At 72.3% G+C, this 12,777-nt stretch carries 13 protein-coding genes; 6 read left to right on the top strand and 7 right to left on the bottom strand.

All coding sequences use genetic code 11. From position 1 onward, the window contains the following. Positions 1–133: 133 nt before the first annotated feature. A complete protein-coding gene (locus tag IEZ05_RS04540; protein ID WP_189228692.1) occupies positions 134–952 on the bottom strand; it encodes a lysozyme in 819 nt (272 codons plus the stop codon). 240 nt (positions 953–1,192) lie between these two features. Between IEZ05_RS04540 and IEZ05_RS04535 the strand changes: the two genes are divergently transcribed. Continuing rightward, positions 1,193–1,687 (top strand): MarR family winged helix-turn-helix transcriptional regulator, encoded by a 495-nt coding sequence (locus tag IEZ05_RS04535; protein ID WP_189228691.1) that lies wholly within the window; start codon positions 1,193–1,195, stop codon positions 1,685–1,687. A gap of 18 nt (positions 1,688–1,705) precedes the next feature. Here IEZ05_RS04535 and IEZ05_RS04530 read toward each other — a convergent pair whose 3' ends face one another. Continuing rightward, positions 1,706–2,497 (bottom strand): protein phosphatase 2C domain-containing protein, encoded by a 792-nt coding sequence (locus IEZ05_RS04530; RefSeq protein WP_189228690.1) that lies wholly within the window; start codon positions 2,495–2,497, stop codon positions 1,706–1,708. Between the two features lie 441 nt (positions 2,498–2,938). Between IEZ05_RS04530 and IEZ05_RS04525 the strand changes: the two genes are divergently transcribed. From IEZ05_RS04525 to IEZ05_RS04505, 5 genes are read left to right on the top strand one after another with little or no spacing between them, the layout of a single operon-like run. After that, complete coding sequence (locus IEZ05_RS04525) at positions 2,939–5,920, top strand: sensor histidine kinase (RefSeq protein ID WP_189228689.1); 2,982 nt, start codon at positions 2,939–2,941, stop codon at positions 5,918–5,920. Further along, positions 5,917–6,420 (top strand): roadblock/LC7 domain-containing protein, encoded by a 504-nt coding sequence (locus IEZ05_RS04520; protein WP_189228688.1) that lies wholly within the window; start codon positions 5,917–5,919, stop codon positions 6,418–6,420. Before IEZ05_RS04525 ends, IEZ05_RS04520 begins: the two co-directional genes overlap by 4 nt. Continuing rightward, positions 6,417–6,860, top strand: coding sequence for a DUF742 domain-containing protein (locus tag IEZ05_RS04515; RefSeq protein WP_189228687.1), 444 nt, complete (start codon positions 6,417–6,419; stop codon positions 6,858–6,860). Before IEZ05_RS04520 ends, IEZ05_RS04515 begins: the two co-directional genes overlap by 4 nt. Next, on the top strand, positions 6,841–7,482 hold the full coding sequence (locus IEZ05_RS04510) for a GTP-binding protein (RefSeq protein WP_189228686.1): 642 nt from the start codon (positions 6,841–6,843) through the stop codon (positions 7,480–7,482). The genes IEZ05_RS04515 and IEZ05_RS04510 overlap by 20 nt, the downstream gene beginning before the upstream one ends. 16 nt (positions 7,483–7,498) lie before the next feature. Further along, positions 7,499–8,761, top strand: a complete 1,263-nt coding sequence (locus IEZ05_RS04505; RefSeq protein ID WP_189228685.1) for a styrene monooxygenase/indole monooxygenase family protein — start codon at positions 7,499–7,501, stop codon at positions 8,759–8,761. Here IEZ05_RS04505 and IEZ05_RS04500 read toward each other — a convergent pair. From IEZ05_RS04500 to IEZ05_RS04480, 5 genes are all read right to left on the bottom strand, one after another. After that, the gene (locus IEZ05_RS04500) at positions 8,725–9,879 is read right to left on the bottom strand and encodes a C40 family peptidase (protein WP_189228684.1); all 1,155 of its coding nucleotides are present in this window, start codon (positions 9,877–9,879) and stop codon (positions 8,725–8,727) included. The genes IEZ05_RS04505 and IEZ05_RS04500 overlap by 37 nt on opposite strands. A 105-nt stretch (positions 9,880–9,984) precedes the next feature. Continuing rightward, complete coding sequence (locus tag IEZ05_RS04495) at positions 9,985–10,284, bottom strand: hypothetical protein (protein WP_189228683.1); 300 nt, start codon at positions 10,282–10,284, stop codon at positions 9,985–9,987. Between the two features lie 10 nt (positions 10,285–10,294). Further along, complete coding sequence (locus tag IEZ05_RS04490; RefSeq protein ID WP_189228682.1) at positions 10,295–10,948, bottom strand: TetR/AcrR family transcriptional regulator; 654 nt, start codon at positions 10,946–10,948, stop codon at positions 10,295–10,297. 241 nt (positions 10,949–11,189) lie between these two features. Further along, positions 11,190–12,128, bottom strand: coding sequence for an AurF N-oxygenase family protein (locus IEZ05_RS04485; RefSeq protein ID WP_189228681.1), 939 nt, complete (start codon positions 12,126–12,128; stop codon positions 11,190–11,192). Between the two features lie 129 nt (positions 12,129–12,257). Then, positions 12,258–12,761, bottom strand: coding sequence for a DUF3291 domain-containing protein (locus IEZ05_RS04480; RefSeq protein ID WP_189228680.1), 504 nt, complete (start codon positions 12,759–12,761; stop codon positions 12,258–12,260). Positions 12,762–12,777 lie beyond the last annotated feature (16 nt).

Below are 12,777 nucleotides of genomic sequence, written 5' to 3'. Positions count from 1 at the left end.
CTGTGCGGGTCAGCCGTCGGCAAGCGCCCGTCGGCGCTGCCCAGCCGTTGGCGAGTGCCTGCACGCGGTCCGGGGCGCCGTTGCTGTTTTGGTCCGGGGCCACCCCCCGGGCCCCCGGCCGGGGGCGCGCCGCTCAGCCGGTGGCGAGTGCTTGCACCCGGTCCAGGGCCCCGTTGAACTTGTCGTGGTCCCCGACCGTCGGGCCCGACGAGGTGTACTGCCACATCGTGTAGTAGCCCCAGCCGGCCGGCAGCGTCCCCACCGTGGAGGCGTACCGGGCGATCCACAGCGGGTTGTACGCGGCGAAGCCGCCGTAGTTGCCGGTGCACTGGGTCCACCAGCTGGTGGCCGTGTAGATGACGGCGTCCCGGCCGGTGCGGGCCTTGTACTGGTTCAGGAAGTCCCGGATCCAGGTCACCATCGCGCTCTGCGTCTTGCCGTAGCAGGCGGCCCCGTACGGGTTCCACTCGATGTCCAGCACGCCCGGCAGCGTCTTGCCGTCCCGGGACCAGCCGCCGCCGTGGTCGACGAAGTAGTTGGCCTGGGTCGCGCCGCTCGTCGTGTCCGGGGTGGCGAAGTGGTACGCGCCGCGGATCATCCCGACGTTGTAGGAGCCGTTGTACTGCTGGGCGAAGTACGGGTTCGTGTAGTACGTCCCCTCGGTGGCCTTGACGTAGGCCCACTTGACCCCGCTGTTCCACAGGGTCGACCAGGCGACGTTGCCCTGGTGGCCGGAGACGTCCACGCCCTCCGTCTGGGTGGCGTCGCCGGGGACGGGGGTGCCCTGCTGTCCGTCGTGGGCCAGGACGCCCATGCCCATGTGGGCCGAGCCGCGGGACGGGACGTCGGCGGCCGACGAGGGCTGGGCGAGGAGGAGGGAGAGGGCGGCGAGCAGAATCCCGGTGGCGGCGAAACGCCGCCCGCGGGCCGATCCGGATCTGTGCACGAGCATGAACGTGCCTCCGATGGCTCGGTGGTGCTCGGTGGGGGTTGCGTGCGTGGGGAGAATCCGTGAGTGGCGTGAGCATGCCATTCACAGGTCCGGTGAAGACGCTACGCACGTAGAACGGGGGGTGGGAAGAGGGACTGGAAGCTGCCGTTGGTCTAAGCCTGCGAAATACTTGCCGAGCTGCGGTGATGGCGGCCCGTGGCGGAAACTTTCAGGACCGGGAAAATCGAGGCAGGGGCTGACGTGCACGAAGACGGAAACGGCGGCGGTCGCCAGGGCGAATCCCGCCCGACCGGCAGTGGTGTGAACCAACCGCAGTTCCTGGCCCTGGAACGCGAGTTGACCGTCCTGTTCCGGCGCGCCCGGGCCAACCAGGGCGAGATGGCCCGGGAGGTCCACCCCGACCTGGAGTCGTCCGCGTACGGCCTTCTCGTCCGGCTCGGCGAGTCCGGTGGCCAGCGCGCCACGGACCTCGCCGCCTACATCGGAGTCGGCAAGGCCACGATGTCCCGCCAGTTGCGCGCCCTGGAGGAACTCGGCCTCGTCGCCCGCGAACCCGACCCCGCCGACGGCCGCGCCTGGCTCGTCACCCTGACCCCGGAGGGGCAGGAGCGGGTGGGCAGGGTGCGGGAGGCCCGCCGGGCCCGGTACGCCCGCCGGCTCGGCGACTGGGACCCGCGGGAAGTGGCGGAACTGGCCCGCCTGCTGCACGAGCTGAACCGCGGGATGGAGAAGTAGCGCCGGGGGCCGTCCTCGTCACAGCTCCGCGTACACGACCGTCGCGTCGTCGTGCGTCTTGCTGCGGCCGAGGAACTCCCGCGCCCCCGCCGCGTCCTCGCGCTCCAGCTGCCGCACCCGGTCCACCAGTGCCTGCGCGCCCTGCTTGCGCACCAGGGCGAGGCAGTCCGCCCAGTCGCCCTCGCGGAACTTCTCCACCCAGCGCGCGGCCCCGTCCGTCAGCGCCGCCAGCGTCCGCACGTCCTCGCGCGGCAGCGCCCCCGTCACCGCCCGTGCCGCCACCGCGGGATCCGCCGCGGCCGTGAAGAAGCCGCCCTCCTTGTTGCGGAAGCCGGCGTCCACGATCGCGTCCGTCGCGAGGGCCGAGCGCGGCAGGCGGGCCAGCCGGTCGTCCAGAACCGCCGTGACCGCGCCGGCGGGAGCCTCCACCAGCAGGGCGGAGTCGGACAGCACCAGGTACTCGACCAGGTCGGGGGACCAGCGCGCCAGGACCACGGTTGCCTGAGGGGTGCGCGGGTGAGAAAGATCACAGGTTTCCGCGTGTGCCGCGGAGGTACGCGCGATGGCGCGGGACAGGACGTCGGAGAGAGGAACATCCGCGAGTGAAACGGTCAGTTCGGTCAGCGCCCCACCGAGCCGCGCGGTGAACCAGGGCACGGAATGCAGACAGCCCGTCGCCCCCCTCGGCGGTGTCACGCCGTCCAGCACGACGAGCGAACCACCCTGTCCCGAGGCCGGTAGTGCGACGCTCGCGAAGTCCTCGTTGGGGTGGTCGGCGAGGCCTGGTTCCGAAACGAGTTCCGTACGCATCCGGCCAGTCTGCACGACCCCTTCACGGTGTCCGCAAAAGACCGGCAACTCTCCCAGGAAACGCCCCGGTCGCGCAGGTCAGCAGCCGGATTTGGGGTGGAATGCTTCACTCCGGGAACGCGTGGCGGCACATAGTGCCACCGCCCGCCGCAGACGTCCAACCGGCGCGCGGACCGGGCACGTCGCACGAGCCACGGGAACTTGCCCGCCAACTCCCGTCCGGGGTTCACTCCTTCGGGTGGCGGGTCAGGTGATGCACGCCCACCGCCCACCGGCACTGGGAGGGTCGGGAACCGGTGGGGGGCCTGCCCTGCTCACGCGGTTTCCCCGTCCGGCGCACGGTCGGCGGCGGGGGAGCAGCCCAGAGCTTGGGGAAGGGTGCACGCGCCGGCCGGCCAGTTGACGGAGCGCCACCCGGGCCCACGGGTACACGAGTCAGGAATGCGAGCACCGGTGCAGAAGACGCGGCCTCGTCGTACAGGCAAGCAGACGGCCCCCGCGGGGAGCGCGGAGCGGATCCCCGGCACCCCCTCCACCCCGGTGGCCGAGGCGCCGCCCGTCGGCAAGGGCCGTCCCACCCATGTACGCAACCGGCTCATCGTCGCCGTGGCGGTCGTGGCAGCCGCCGTCGCCGGAGCCGGGGCCCCCTCCGTCGTGGCCGCCTCCGGGCAACTGCACGACTCGCAGGACCTGGTGACGCTCGCCGAGCAGACCCAGGACGCGCTGACCCTCGCCCACTCCCTCGCCGACGAGCGGGACGAGGTCACCCCCTACATCGCCGCGGGCCGTCCCAAGTCCAAGGCCCCCTCCGAGCAGCGCAGCGCTCGCGTCGACCGGCAGGTGGAGGAGCTGCTCGCCGACACGGACACGCCCGCGTCCCTGCGCGAGGACCTCGACGCCATCGCCGCGCTGCGCCGATCGGCGCTCACCGGGAAGAGCACCGCTCTCCAGGCGCACGAGGCCTACTCCGACGCGATCGCCGAACTCCACGCCCTGGCCGAGGAGCTGGCCGAGCGGATGCCGCCCCGAGCGGGCGCCGGCGCCCACGCCCTCGCCGAACTGGACACCGCCGTCCAGCAGGCCGCCGCCACCCGGGGCCTGCTGCTCGCGGCCCTCGGCGTGCCGAGCAGCACCGAGACCGTCATCGACCCGATCACCGGGCTGCCGACCGAGTCCGTCACCTCCTCGGACGCCGACACCGAGCAGCGCGACGCCCTCACCGCCGCCGCCCAGCAGGCCCGGGTGCGCTCCGACGCGGCCCTCGCCGACTTCCGCGAGGGGGCGCCCAAGGAGGCGCGCGACAGCTTCGATGCCACGGTCGCCGGGCCGGAGGTCAACTCCGCCGAGAAGTACCTCGCCGGGCTCACCGACCAGCCCACCCTCTCCGACGACGACCTCGGCACTTCCGTCAAGAAGCTGGACGCTGCGCTCTCCGCCCGCGTCGACGCCATGCGCGGCGCGGAGTCCGCCCTGTACGAGAAGCGCACCCAGGCACTCGAGCGGCTGCGCGACGACGACGTGACCGCGCTGGAGATCCGGATCGCCGCCCTCGGCGCCCTGGTCCTGCTCGCCCTCGGTATCGCCACCGCCATGGCCCGCACCCTCACGCGCCCGCTCTCGGTGCTGCGCCGCGGCTCGGCCCGGCTCGCCGGCGCGGCGGACCCCGCCGTGGAGGAGCCGGTCGCCTTCACCGGCCGCAACGACGAGTTCGCCCAGGTCGTCCGCTCCGTCAACGCCCTGCACGCGCACGCCGCCACGCTCGCCGAGCGCGTCACCACGCTGGAGGCCGACCGCAAGCACCTCGTCGGGCAGCGGCAGAAGATGGCCGACGCCCGCGAGGAACTGCGCGCCGAACTCGCCGAGTCCGCCGCCCAGCTCGAGGTCGTCCGCAAGAGCATCGGCTCCACCTTCGTCAACCTGGCGCTGCGCACCCTCGGTCTGGTCGAGCGGCAACTCGCCGTCATCGAGAGCCTGGAGGAGCGCGAGCAGGACCCGGAACGCCTCGCCACCCTGTTCAAGCTCGACCACTTCGCCACGGTCATGCGCCGGCACAGCGAGAACCTCCTCGTGCTGGCCGGCACCGAGCACATCCAGCACAGCGCCGGTCCGGTGCCGCTGGTCGACGTGGTCCGGGCCGCGGTCAGCGAGATCGAGCGGTACGAACGGGTGCGCATCGCCGCGCTGCCGCCGCACGCCCACGTGGCCGGTTTCGCCGCCGACGACCTCTCCCACCTGCTCGCCGAGCTGATGGAGAACGCCACGTCCTTCTCGCCGCCCGACCTGCCCGTCGAGGTCTCCGGCTGGCTGCTGGAGAACGGCGAGGTGATGCTCTCCGTCCAGGACGAGGGCATCGGCATGGCCACCGAGCGGCTCCAGCGGCTCAACGCCCGCCTCACCGACTTCGACCCCGAAGCGCCCTACGACCAGGAGGGCGAGGACGGGCTCGGGCTCGGCCTGTACGTGGTGGCCCGGCTGGCCCACCGGCACGGGGCGCGCGTGCGGCTGCGGGAGCAGAAGCAGGGCGGCGTCGCGGCCGTCGTGGTCCTGCCGAGCACGCTGCTCGCGGCGGCGCCCCCGGCGGCCCTCGCCCCGGTCGCGCCGGTGTCCGACGGCACGGGCTCCTTCACCCTGCCGGGCGCCGGCGCGGAGGCCAACTCCAACGTCCTGCACGGCCGCGCGGAGAAGGGGGTGCGGCACGACGTCGACCCGCTGGTGGCCTCGGCGGAAGAGGCCGTACGGCGCGCGGAGGCGGAGGCCGAAGCGGAGCCCGCGGCGGACGCGGCGGACCCCGGGCTTACCCCCGAGCCGACGGAGACGGGCACCCACGCGCAGGAGCCCACCGACGAGGCCGCCGAGACCAGCGAGACGGGTGCTGCCGAGCCGCAGGAGGCCCCGGAGACCGAGGGCGCGCACGGCGTCAGGGACTTCCCGGACGACACCACCATGGAGCTCTTCCTCCCGGCACAGGAGCAGGAGCAGGCGGAGCCTCGCGACCAGGCTCCGACCGAGCCCCCGGCCCCCGAGCCGGCCGCCCCGCAGCCCCCGGCCCCGGCTCAGCCGCACGGCGCCGCCCAGCCGGAGGCACCCGCTCCCGCCGACCCCTACGCCATCGGCCCCGAAGTCCACGAACGCACCGCGGACGAGGGCGCCGAGCCGGCCGGTGGCCCCGTCACCGCCAAGGGTCTGCCCAAGCGGACCCCGAAGATCACCACACCCGCCGCGGTCCCACGGCCGCGCACGGCGGGTTCCGTCGACGCCGAGGCGCTGCGCCGCCGCCTGGGAGGGTTCCGCCGGGGGGCGGAGGCCGGGCGGCGCGACGTCGAGGCCGAGATCGCCGAGCGGACGGACCAGCACGAGGCGCCGCCGGCCGCAGGCACCACCGAAGAAGCCACGGGGGGCACCGTCGAGGAGGCAAGCAGTTGACCGCTCCCAGTACCTTCGGGCTGAGCAGCGAAGCCCGTAATCTGCACTGGCTGCTGACCAACCTCGTCGAGGAGGTCCCCGGCATCCTGTCCGTCGCCGTGGTCTCCTCCGACGGCCTGCTCCTGCTCTCCTCCGACCAGGACAGGAACGAGGCGGCCCGGGTGGCGCGGGGCGAGCGGCGCACCGGCCCGCGCGGCTCCGCGGCCGACCTCGCCACGGTCGTCTCCGGCGTGGGCAGCCTGACCATCGGCGCCGCCCGGCTGATGGACTTCGGCAACGTGAAGCACACGATGGTCGCCATGGACGAGGGCAGCCTGTTCGTGATGTCGATCAGCGACGGATCGCTGCTCGGCGTGCACGGTTCCGCGGACGCCGACATGAGTGTCATCGCGTACCACATGGCGCTGTTCGTCGGCCGAGCCGGTCACGTCCTGACCCCCGAACTCCGCAGCGAGCTGCGGAAGTCCCTGGAGTCCGAGTCGACGGGGAGTGCCCGATGAGCAGCAGTCCCGGGAAGAACAGCCGGGGTCACCTCCCCGTACGCGGCGCGGACCGCAAGCCCGCCCGCGTCCGCCCCTACTCGCTCACCGGCGGCCGCACCCGCTTCGGCCACGTGCTGCTCGTCGAGACGTTCGTCGGCGCCACCGCGGGCACCGCCGCGCTCGAAGCCGCCGAGGAGCGCAAGGAACTGACGAACGGTTCGCTGACCTCCCGCGTGATGCCGGAGATGCGGGCCATCGTCGAACTGTGCCGCCGTATGCGTACGGTGGCCGAGATCGCCGCGCTGCTGAAGATGCCGCTCGGCGTGGTCCGCGTGCTCCTCAGCGACCTCGCGGACCAGGGAAAGATCCGTGTGTACGGCACCGGGACCGGCCACGGCACGGGCCGCCCGGACCGCGCTCTGCTCGAAAGGGTGCTCAGTGGACTCCGTCGTCTCTGACGCCGCCGCCTACGGCGTCTCCCCACTCGTCGACCCGGACGAGACCGTGCAGCCCTGGCAGACGGATCGCACCCGTGCGCCGATCGCGACGAAGATCGTCGTGGCGGGCGGCTTCGGCGTCGGCAAGACCACGCTGGTCACCGCCGTCTCGGAGATCACGCCCCTGCAGACCGAGGCGCTGATGACCGAGGCGAGCGAGGACACCGACGACCTCACCGCCACCCCGGACAAGCTCACCACCACCGTGGCCATGGACTTCGGCCGCATCACGCTCGACGACGACCTGGTGCTCTACCTGTTCGGCACGCCGGGCCAGCAGCGGTTCTGGTTCATGTGGGACGACCTGGTGCGCGGCGCGATCGGCGCCGTCGTCATGGCCGACACCCGCCGCCTGACGGACTGCTTCCCGGCGCTCGACTACTTCGAGAGCTGCGGACTGCCGTACGTCGTCGCGGTCAACCACTTCGACGGCAGCGAGCTGTTCGATGCGGAGGACGTGCGGGAGGCGTTGACGATCCCCGCGCACATACCTGTAATGATCATGGATGCGCGCCGCCGGATCTCGGCCATCGAGACCCTCTTGTCCCTCGTGGGCCACGCGCTCGACGAAACCCCCGAGTAGAAGACGGAACACCCGCATGCGGAAGATACTCGTCGTCGGAGCCGGGCAGTCCGGTCTCCAGCTCGCCCTCGGCCTCCAGTCGCACGGCTACGAGGTCACCCTGATGTCCAACCGGACCGCGGACGAGATCCGCACGGGCCGGGTCATGTCGACGCAGTGCATGTTCCACACGGCACTCCAGCACGAGCGCGATCTCCAGCTGAACTTCTGGGAGTCCCAGGCCCCGAAGATCGAGGGACTCGGCGTCTCGGTGGCGGCCCCCGGCTCCTTCGACCCGGGCCCCTCGCAGCGCGCGATCGACTGGCTGGGCCGGCTCGACGGCTACGCGCAGTCGGTCGACCAGCGGGTGAAGATGGCCGGCTGGATGGAGACCTTCGCCCAGCGCGGCGGCCAGCTCGTCATCCACGGCGCGGCCGTCGGCGACCTGGACTACTTCTCCCGCGCCTACGACCTCGTCCTCGTCTCGGCGGGCAAGGGCGAGCTGGTCCAGATGTTCGGCCGGGACGCCTCCCGCTCCCCGTACAGCGAGCCGCAGCGCGCCCTCGCCGTCGCCTACGTGCACGGGCTGGGCCCGCGCCCGGAGCACCCGGACACGGAGGCCGTCCGCTGCAACCTGGTGCCCGGCGTCGGCGAGATGTTCATCATGCCGACCGTGACCACCTCCGGCCGCGCCGACATCCTGTTCTGGGAGGGCATACCCGGCGGTCCGCTCGACGCCTTCAAGGACGTGAAGGACCCCTCGGAGCACCTCTCCCTGACCCTGGAACTCATGGAGAAATTCCTCCCCTGGGAGTACGCGCGGGCCACCAAGGTCGAACTGACCGACGCCGGCGGCACCCTCGCCGGACGCTACGCCCCCACCGTCCGCAACCCCATCGGCCGCCTCCCCGGCGGCGGCGCGGTCCTCGGTGTCGCCGACGTGGTCGTCGCCAACGACCCGATCACCGGCCAGGGTTCCAACTCGGCCTCCAAGTGCGCCGCCGCCTACCTCGCCTCGATCCTGGAGCACGGCGACAAGGAGTTCGACGAGGTCTGGATGCAGCAGACCTTCGACCGCTACTGGGAGACGGCCCAGCACGTCACCAAGTGGACGAACGCCATGCTCGCGCCGCCGCCGGAGCACGTCCTGAACCTGATCGGCGCGGCCGGTCAGCTCCAGCCGGTCGCGGACCGCTTCGCCAACGGCTTCAACAACCCGGCGGACTTCGAGAACTTCTTCTTCGACCCGCAGAAGACGGAGGCCTACCTGATGGAGGTCTCCGGAGCCACCGGCGCGTAGGGCGCGGCGTATCCCTCGTCGGATCCGCCCGTCGCCCCCTCGGGGAGCTTCGGCGGCGTGTACTGCCGCAGAGGCTCCCCACCGGGGTCGGGGCGTACGGCGCCCAGCACCGGGTTGGCCGCGATCGGCGACACCTTGACCTCGGCGCCGGGCCGCGGCGCCTGGACGACCATGCCGTCGCCGAGGTACAGCGCCACATGGGTGGCCTCGGGGAAGTAGACGACGAGGTCGCCGGGCCGCAGGTCCTCCAGCGGGACGCGCTCCAGCCGCGCCCACTGCTCCTGGCTGGTCCGCGGGATCGGTGTCCCGGCCCGCTGCCAGGCCACGGAGGTCAGCCCCGAGCAGTCGTACGACGCCGGGCCCTCCGCGCCCCACTGGTACGGCTTGCCGACCTGCTCCACGGCGAAGCGCACCGCCCGGTCGCCCTCCGCGGACGGCTTGTCGTCGTCGCCGATCGCGCCGGACGCCATGAACCGCTCCTGGGCCTCGGCGATGCCGTTCTTCTCCAGGGCGGCCAGCTCGGTCAGCTGCTCGGTGCTGAGCGAGGCGAGCAGTTCCTCCACGGCGTGGAGCCGGGCGCGTACGCCGTCGCGGTCCTTTTTCTGCCGTTCGGCGAGGGCTACTTGCTCGTCGAGGGCCTCGCGGGCCCGGCGGGCCAGGTCGTCGGCCTTCTTCTCGTGGTCGGCCAGGCGCCCCACCGTCTCGACGCGCTCCAGGGCCAGCCGCCCGATCACATGCCCCTGGTCGAGGGCGTGCTGGGGATCGCGGGCCAGCAGCAGCCGCAGGTAGGGGGAGAGGCCGCCGCTGTTCTGGTACTGCTGCCGGGCCAGCCGGCCCACCGCGCCACGGCCGTCGCGCAGGGAGAGCCGGGCCCGGGCCAGCTCGGTCTCCAGCCGCTGCACCTTCGCGCGCTGCCTCGTCAGCTTCTCCTCGGTGCCGTTGTAGGTCTCCGTGGCCTTCTCGGCCTCCCGGTACAGACCCTGAAGGTCCGTCAGCAGCTCGGCCACGGAACGCTCCGCGGGGGCGGGCGCGGGCTGCGCCGTGGCGGACACGGGTGCGAGCGCGATCCCCGCCGTCACCGCCGCCGTACAGGCCAGACGGAGAAACCTTCCTGACATGCTGTCACCTCCGGTGCGGCGGCCCCTTCGTCCGCTCCGCACCGCGAGCATCAGCCGGTTGTCCGGAACGCGCGCGTCGAGTGTGCGCGGTTCGGCGCAATGACGTCACCCGTCGGCGTCGTCCGGCTTGCCACCCGGCGTGGTGTCCGGCCGGGACCACGGCCAGCGCCGACGGGAGCCCTTGCCGCCCTCGGGGTCGTAGGCGTACTTCCAGCGCGCGAACCCGATCCGCGCCCGGTCCGAGCGGGGCACGCGCCGGTAGACGAGCACGGTGGGCGCTCCGCCGTCCGGGGCCGGTACGGGGATGCGGTACGTCTTCGGCGGGTGCCCGGTCGGACCGACCAGCACGGGCAGCACCCGCCCGTCCATGGGGCCGCCCTCGAAGGGGGTGTCTTCGCTCTTCACGGCACCAGTGTCAGACATCCTCCGCCAGCACCTCGACCAGCGCCGAGGTCTGCGGGTCGCGCCGCGCGGTGACCGTCAGCATGGCGAGGAACTGCTCGACGAGCCAGTCCCGCAGCTCGTCGAGCGGCGGCTGCTTGCCCTCGTCCAGCCAGATCAGAGAGGCCGCCTCCACCGCCGTGATCCACATCCGCACGGTCATCCGGAGCCGCGGGCCGGCCTCGGCGACCTCCAGGTGGCTCATGATGTGGTCGGCGGCGGCCCGGCGCACGCCGTCCACGATGGACGTGGTCCGGGAGGTCTCGGCCACGCTGCCGCCCCGCAGCAGGGCGCTGAAGCCGGTGTCGTGCTGGTCGACGAAGGCCAGGTAGCGGTCCAGGGCGCGGGACAGCCGGGTCAGCAGGGGCCCCTCGCGGGGTTCGTCGAAGCACTGCCGCAGCTCGTCGGCGGCCGACCTGAGGGCGGCCTCGTAGAGCTGCTGTTTGCCGCCGGGGAAGTACCGGTACACCAGCGGGCGCGAGACCCCGGCCTGCTCCGCGACGTCGTCCAGGGAGACCTCCTCCGGCGGCCGGTGGGCGAAGAGGGCGAGCGCGGCGTCGAGCAGCTGACCGCGGCGCTCCTCGACGCTGAGCCGGCGGTAGGCGGGGGTGGGGGCCTGCGGGGTCATGGACCGCAGCGTAATCGCTCCGCTGGGTGCGGCTGGGGGGCCGGTGCGGTGGGCGGTGTCCGGATCGCACTGTCAGGTGCGGGAGAGGAGGGACGGGTGGGTTGCGCGGCGTCACGGGGTGCCGGCGCTGAGGCGAGGCGGGGGTGGGTCGCGCGGCCCGGCGTTACGGGGTGCCGCTGCGCCCACCCGTGCCGCCCCAGCGGCACTGCTGCCCGCAGCTGAGGGGGGTCGGCTGCGGGGGTTATGCCAGCAGGCCCGAGGACTTCCACAGGCGGCGGCCTGCTCCGCGCAGGACGCCGATGTCGTCCAGGAAGTCGGTCAGGCGCTTCGCGCCGGTCTGCATGATCTCCCTGCGGTGGCCGCTGGCCTGGACCTGGGCCAGGGCCTCCCGCTTGTCCAGGCCGACGTTCGTGTAGACCTCGGGGTTGATGAAGGCCTTGGAGAAGACGCGGGCGAACTCGCCGGAGGTGACCCGGGTGAACTCCTGCGACCACTTCGGGGCCGTCACCATCTGGCGGCGCAGCTCCTCACGGGCGTAGCGCACGTGACGGGCCTCCTCCACGACGTGGATGCGCGTGACGCCCCGGATCAGCGGCTGGATCCGCTCGTCCGGGAAGGTCAGCCGCTGCATCCAGTCCAGGACCTCCTCGCCGAGCAGCGTGGCGGTGAAGGAGCCGGGCGTCGTGGAGATCGTCTTGAACAGGCGGCCCAGGTGCTGGTGGACCGGGCTGACCGGGTACCACGGGGTCTCGCCGCGGGAGATCAGCCGGGCGAACATCTTGGAGTGCCGGCACTCGTCCTCGATCTCCGTCAGCGCGTACCGCACGTGCGCGCTCGTCGCCGCCTTGTCGTAGATGTGCCGCACCAGCAGCTGCATGAGGATCAGCTCGAACCAGATGCCGAGCGAGGCGAGCGCCGCGGCCTCGTGCTGGGAGAGCAGGATGCGCTGCTCCTCGCTCATCCGCTTCCACATCGGGGTGTCGTACAGCGACACCAGCTCCGGAGGCCAGAACCACTTGCCCTCCTCGAAGGGCGCGTCCCAGTCCAGTTCCTTGTCCGGGTCGAAGGAGTGCTTGGCGGACGAGTCGAGGAGCCGTTCGGCCACCTGCTCCCGGTCCTTGAGCAGGCCGAGCGCGTCGCGCAGACCGTCGAGCGCGTCGGCTTCCGTCAGGGTCGTCATGGCTGTCCCACCTCTTCGTGTTACCCGCGGTCACTCACTCGTCTTATGAGACTGCCTGTCAGCAAGCTCGTCAATCCCCTGGGCGAGACTTGTTGACCGCGAGTAAAGAAGTGAGAGGTGTTCAGGTTCCTAGACCGGGCAGCCCAGCCCCTCCGGCACCTCGACCGTCGCCGGCGTCGACGCCCCCGCCGGGAACGACGTCCGCAGGGTGAAGGCGTACGGCGTCGGACCGTGCGTGCGCAGGTGGAGCAGTCGCGCCTCCGCCTCCGCGACCGTCGGCCGGTGGCCCGCCGGGACCCACCACAGGGTCGCCATCGCCTCGGCCACCCGCTCGAACCACTCCCGGCGCCGGGCCAGCATCTCCCGGTGCCGCCCCTGGTACATGAACGCCGTCAGGGCGTTCGCGTCCCGCCACACCGACATGTTGATGATCAGCCAGGAGTCCCCGAGGACCGGGATGTCGGTCGCGTCCCCCGCCTCGCTCTGCAGGCGCCACACGAACCCCTCGGCGGAGTCCGCGTCGGCGTTCACCGGGTCGAGCCCGTCCACGAAGTCCTTCAACTGCGGCGAGTCCAGGGGGGCTTTGAGGCGGGCGATGTTGACCTGTGCGAGTTCGTACGCGGCGTCAGTCATGTACCGAACGTTAGGT

It is taken from the genome of Streptomyces flaveolus, from assembly GCF_014648815.1.
In the GTDB taxonomy this organism is placed as follows: domain Bacteria; phylum Actinomycetota; class Actinomycetes; order Streptomycetales; family Streptomycetaceae; genus Streptomyces; species Streptomyces flaveolus.
Note: the sequence above shows the minus strand (reverse complement) of the source record. Positions and strands in the feature narration are given on the sequence as shown.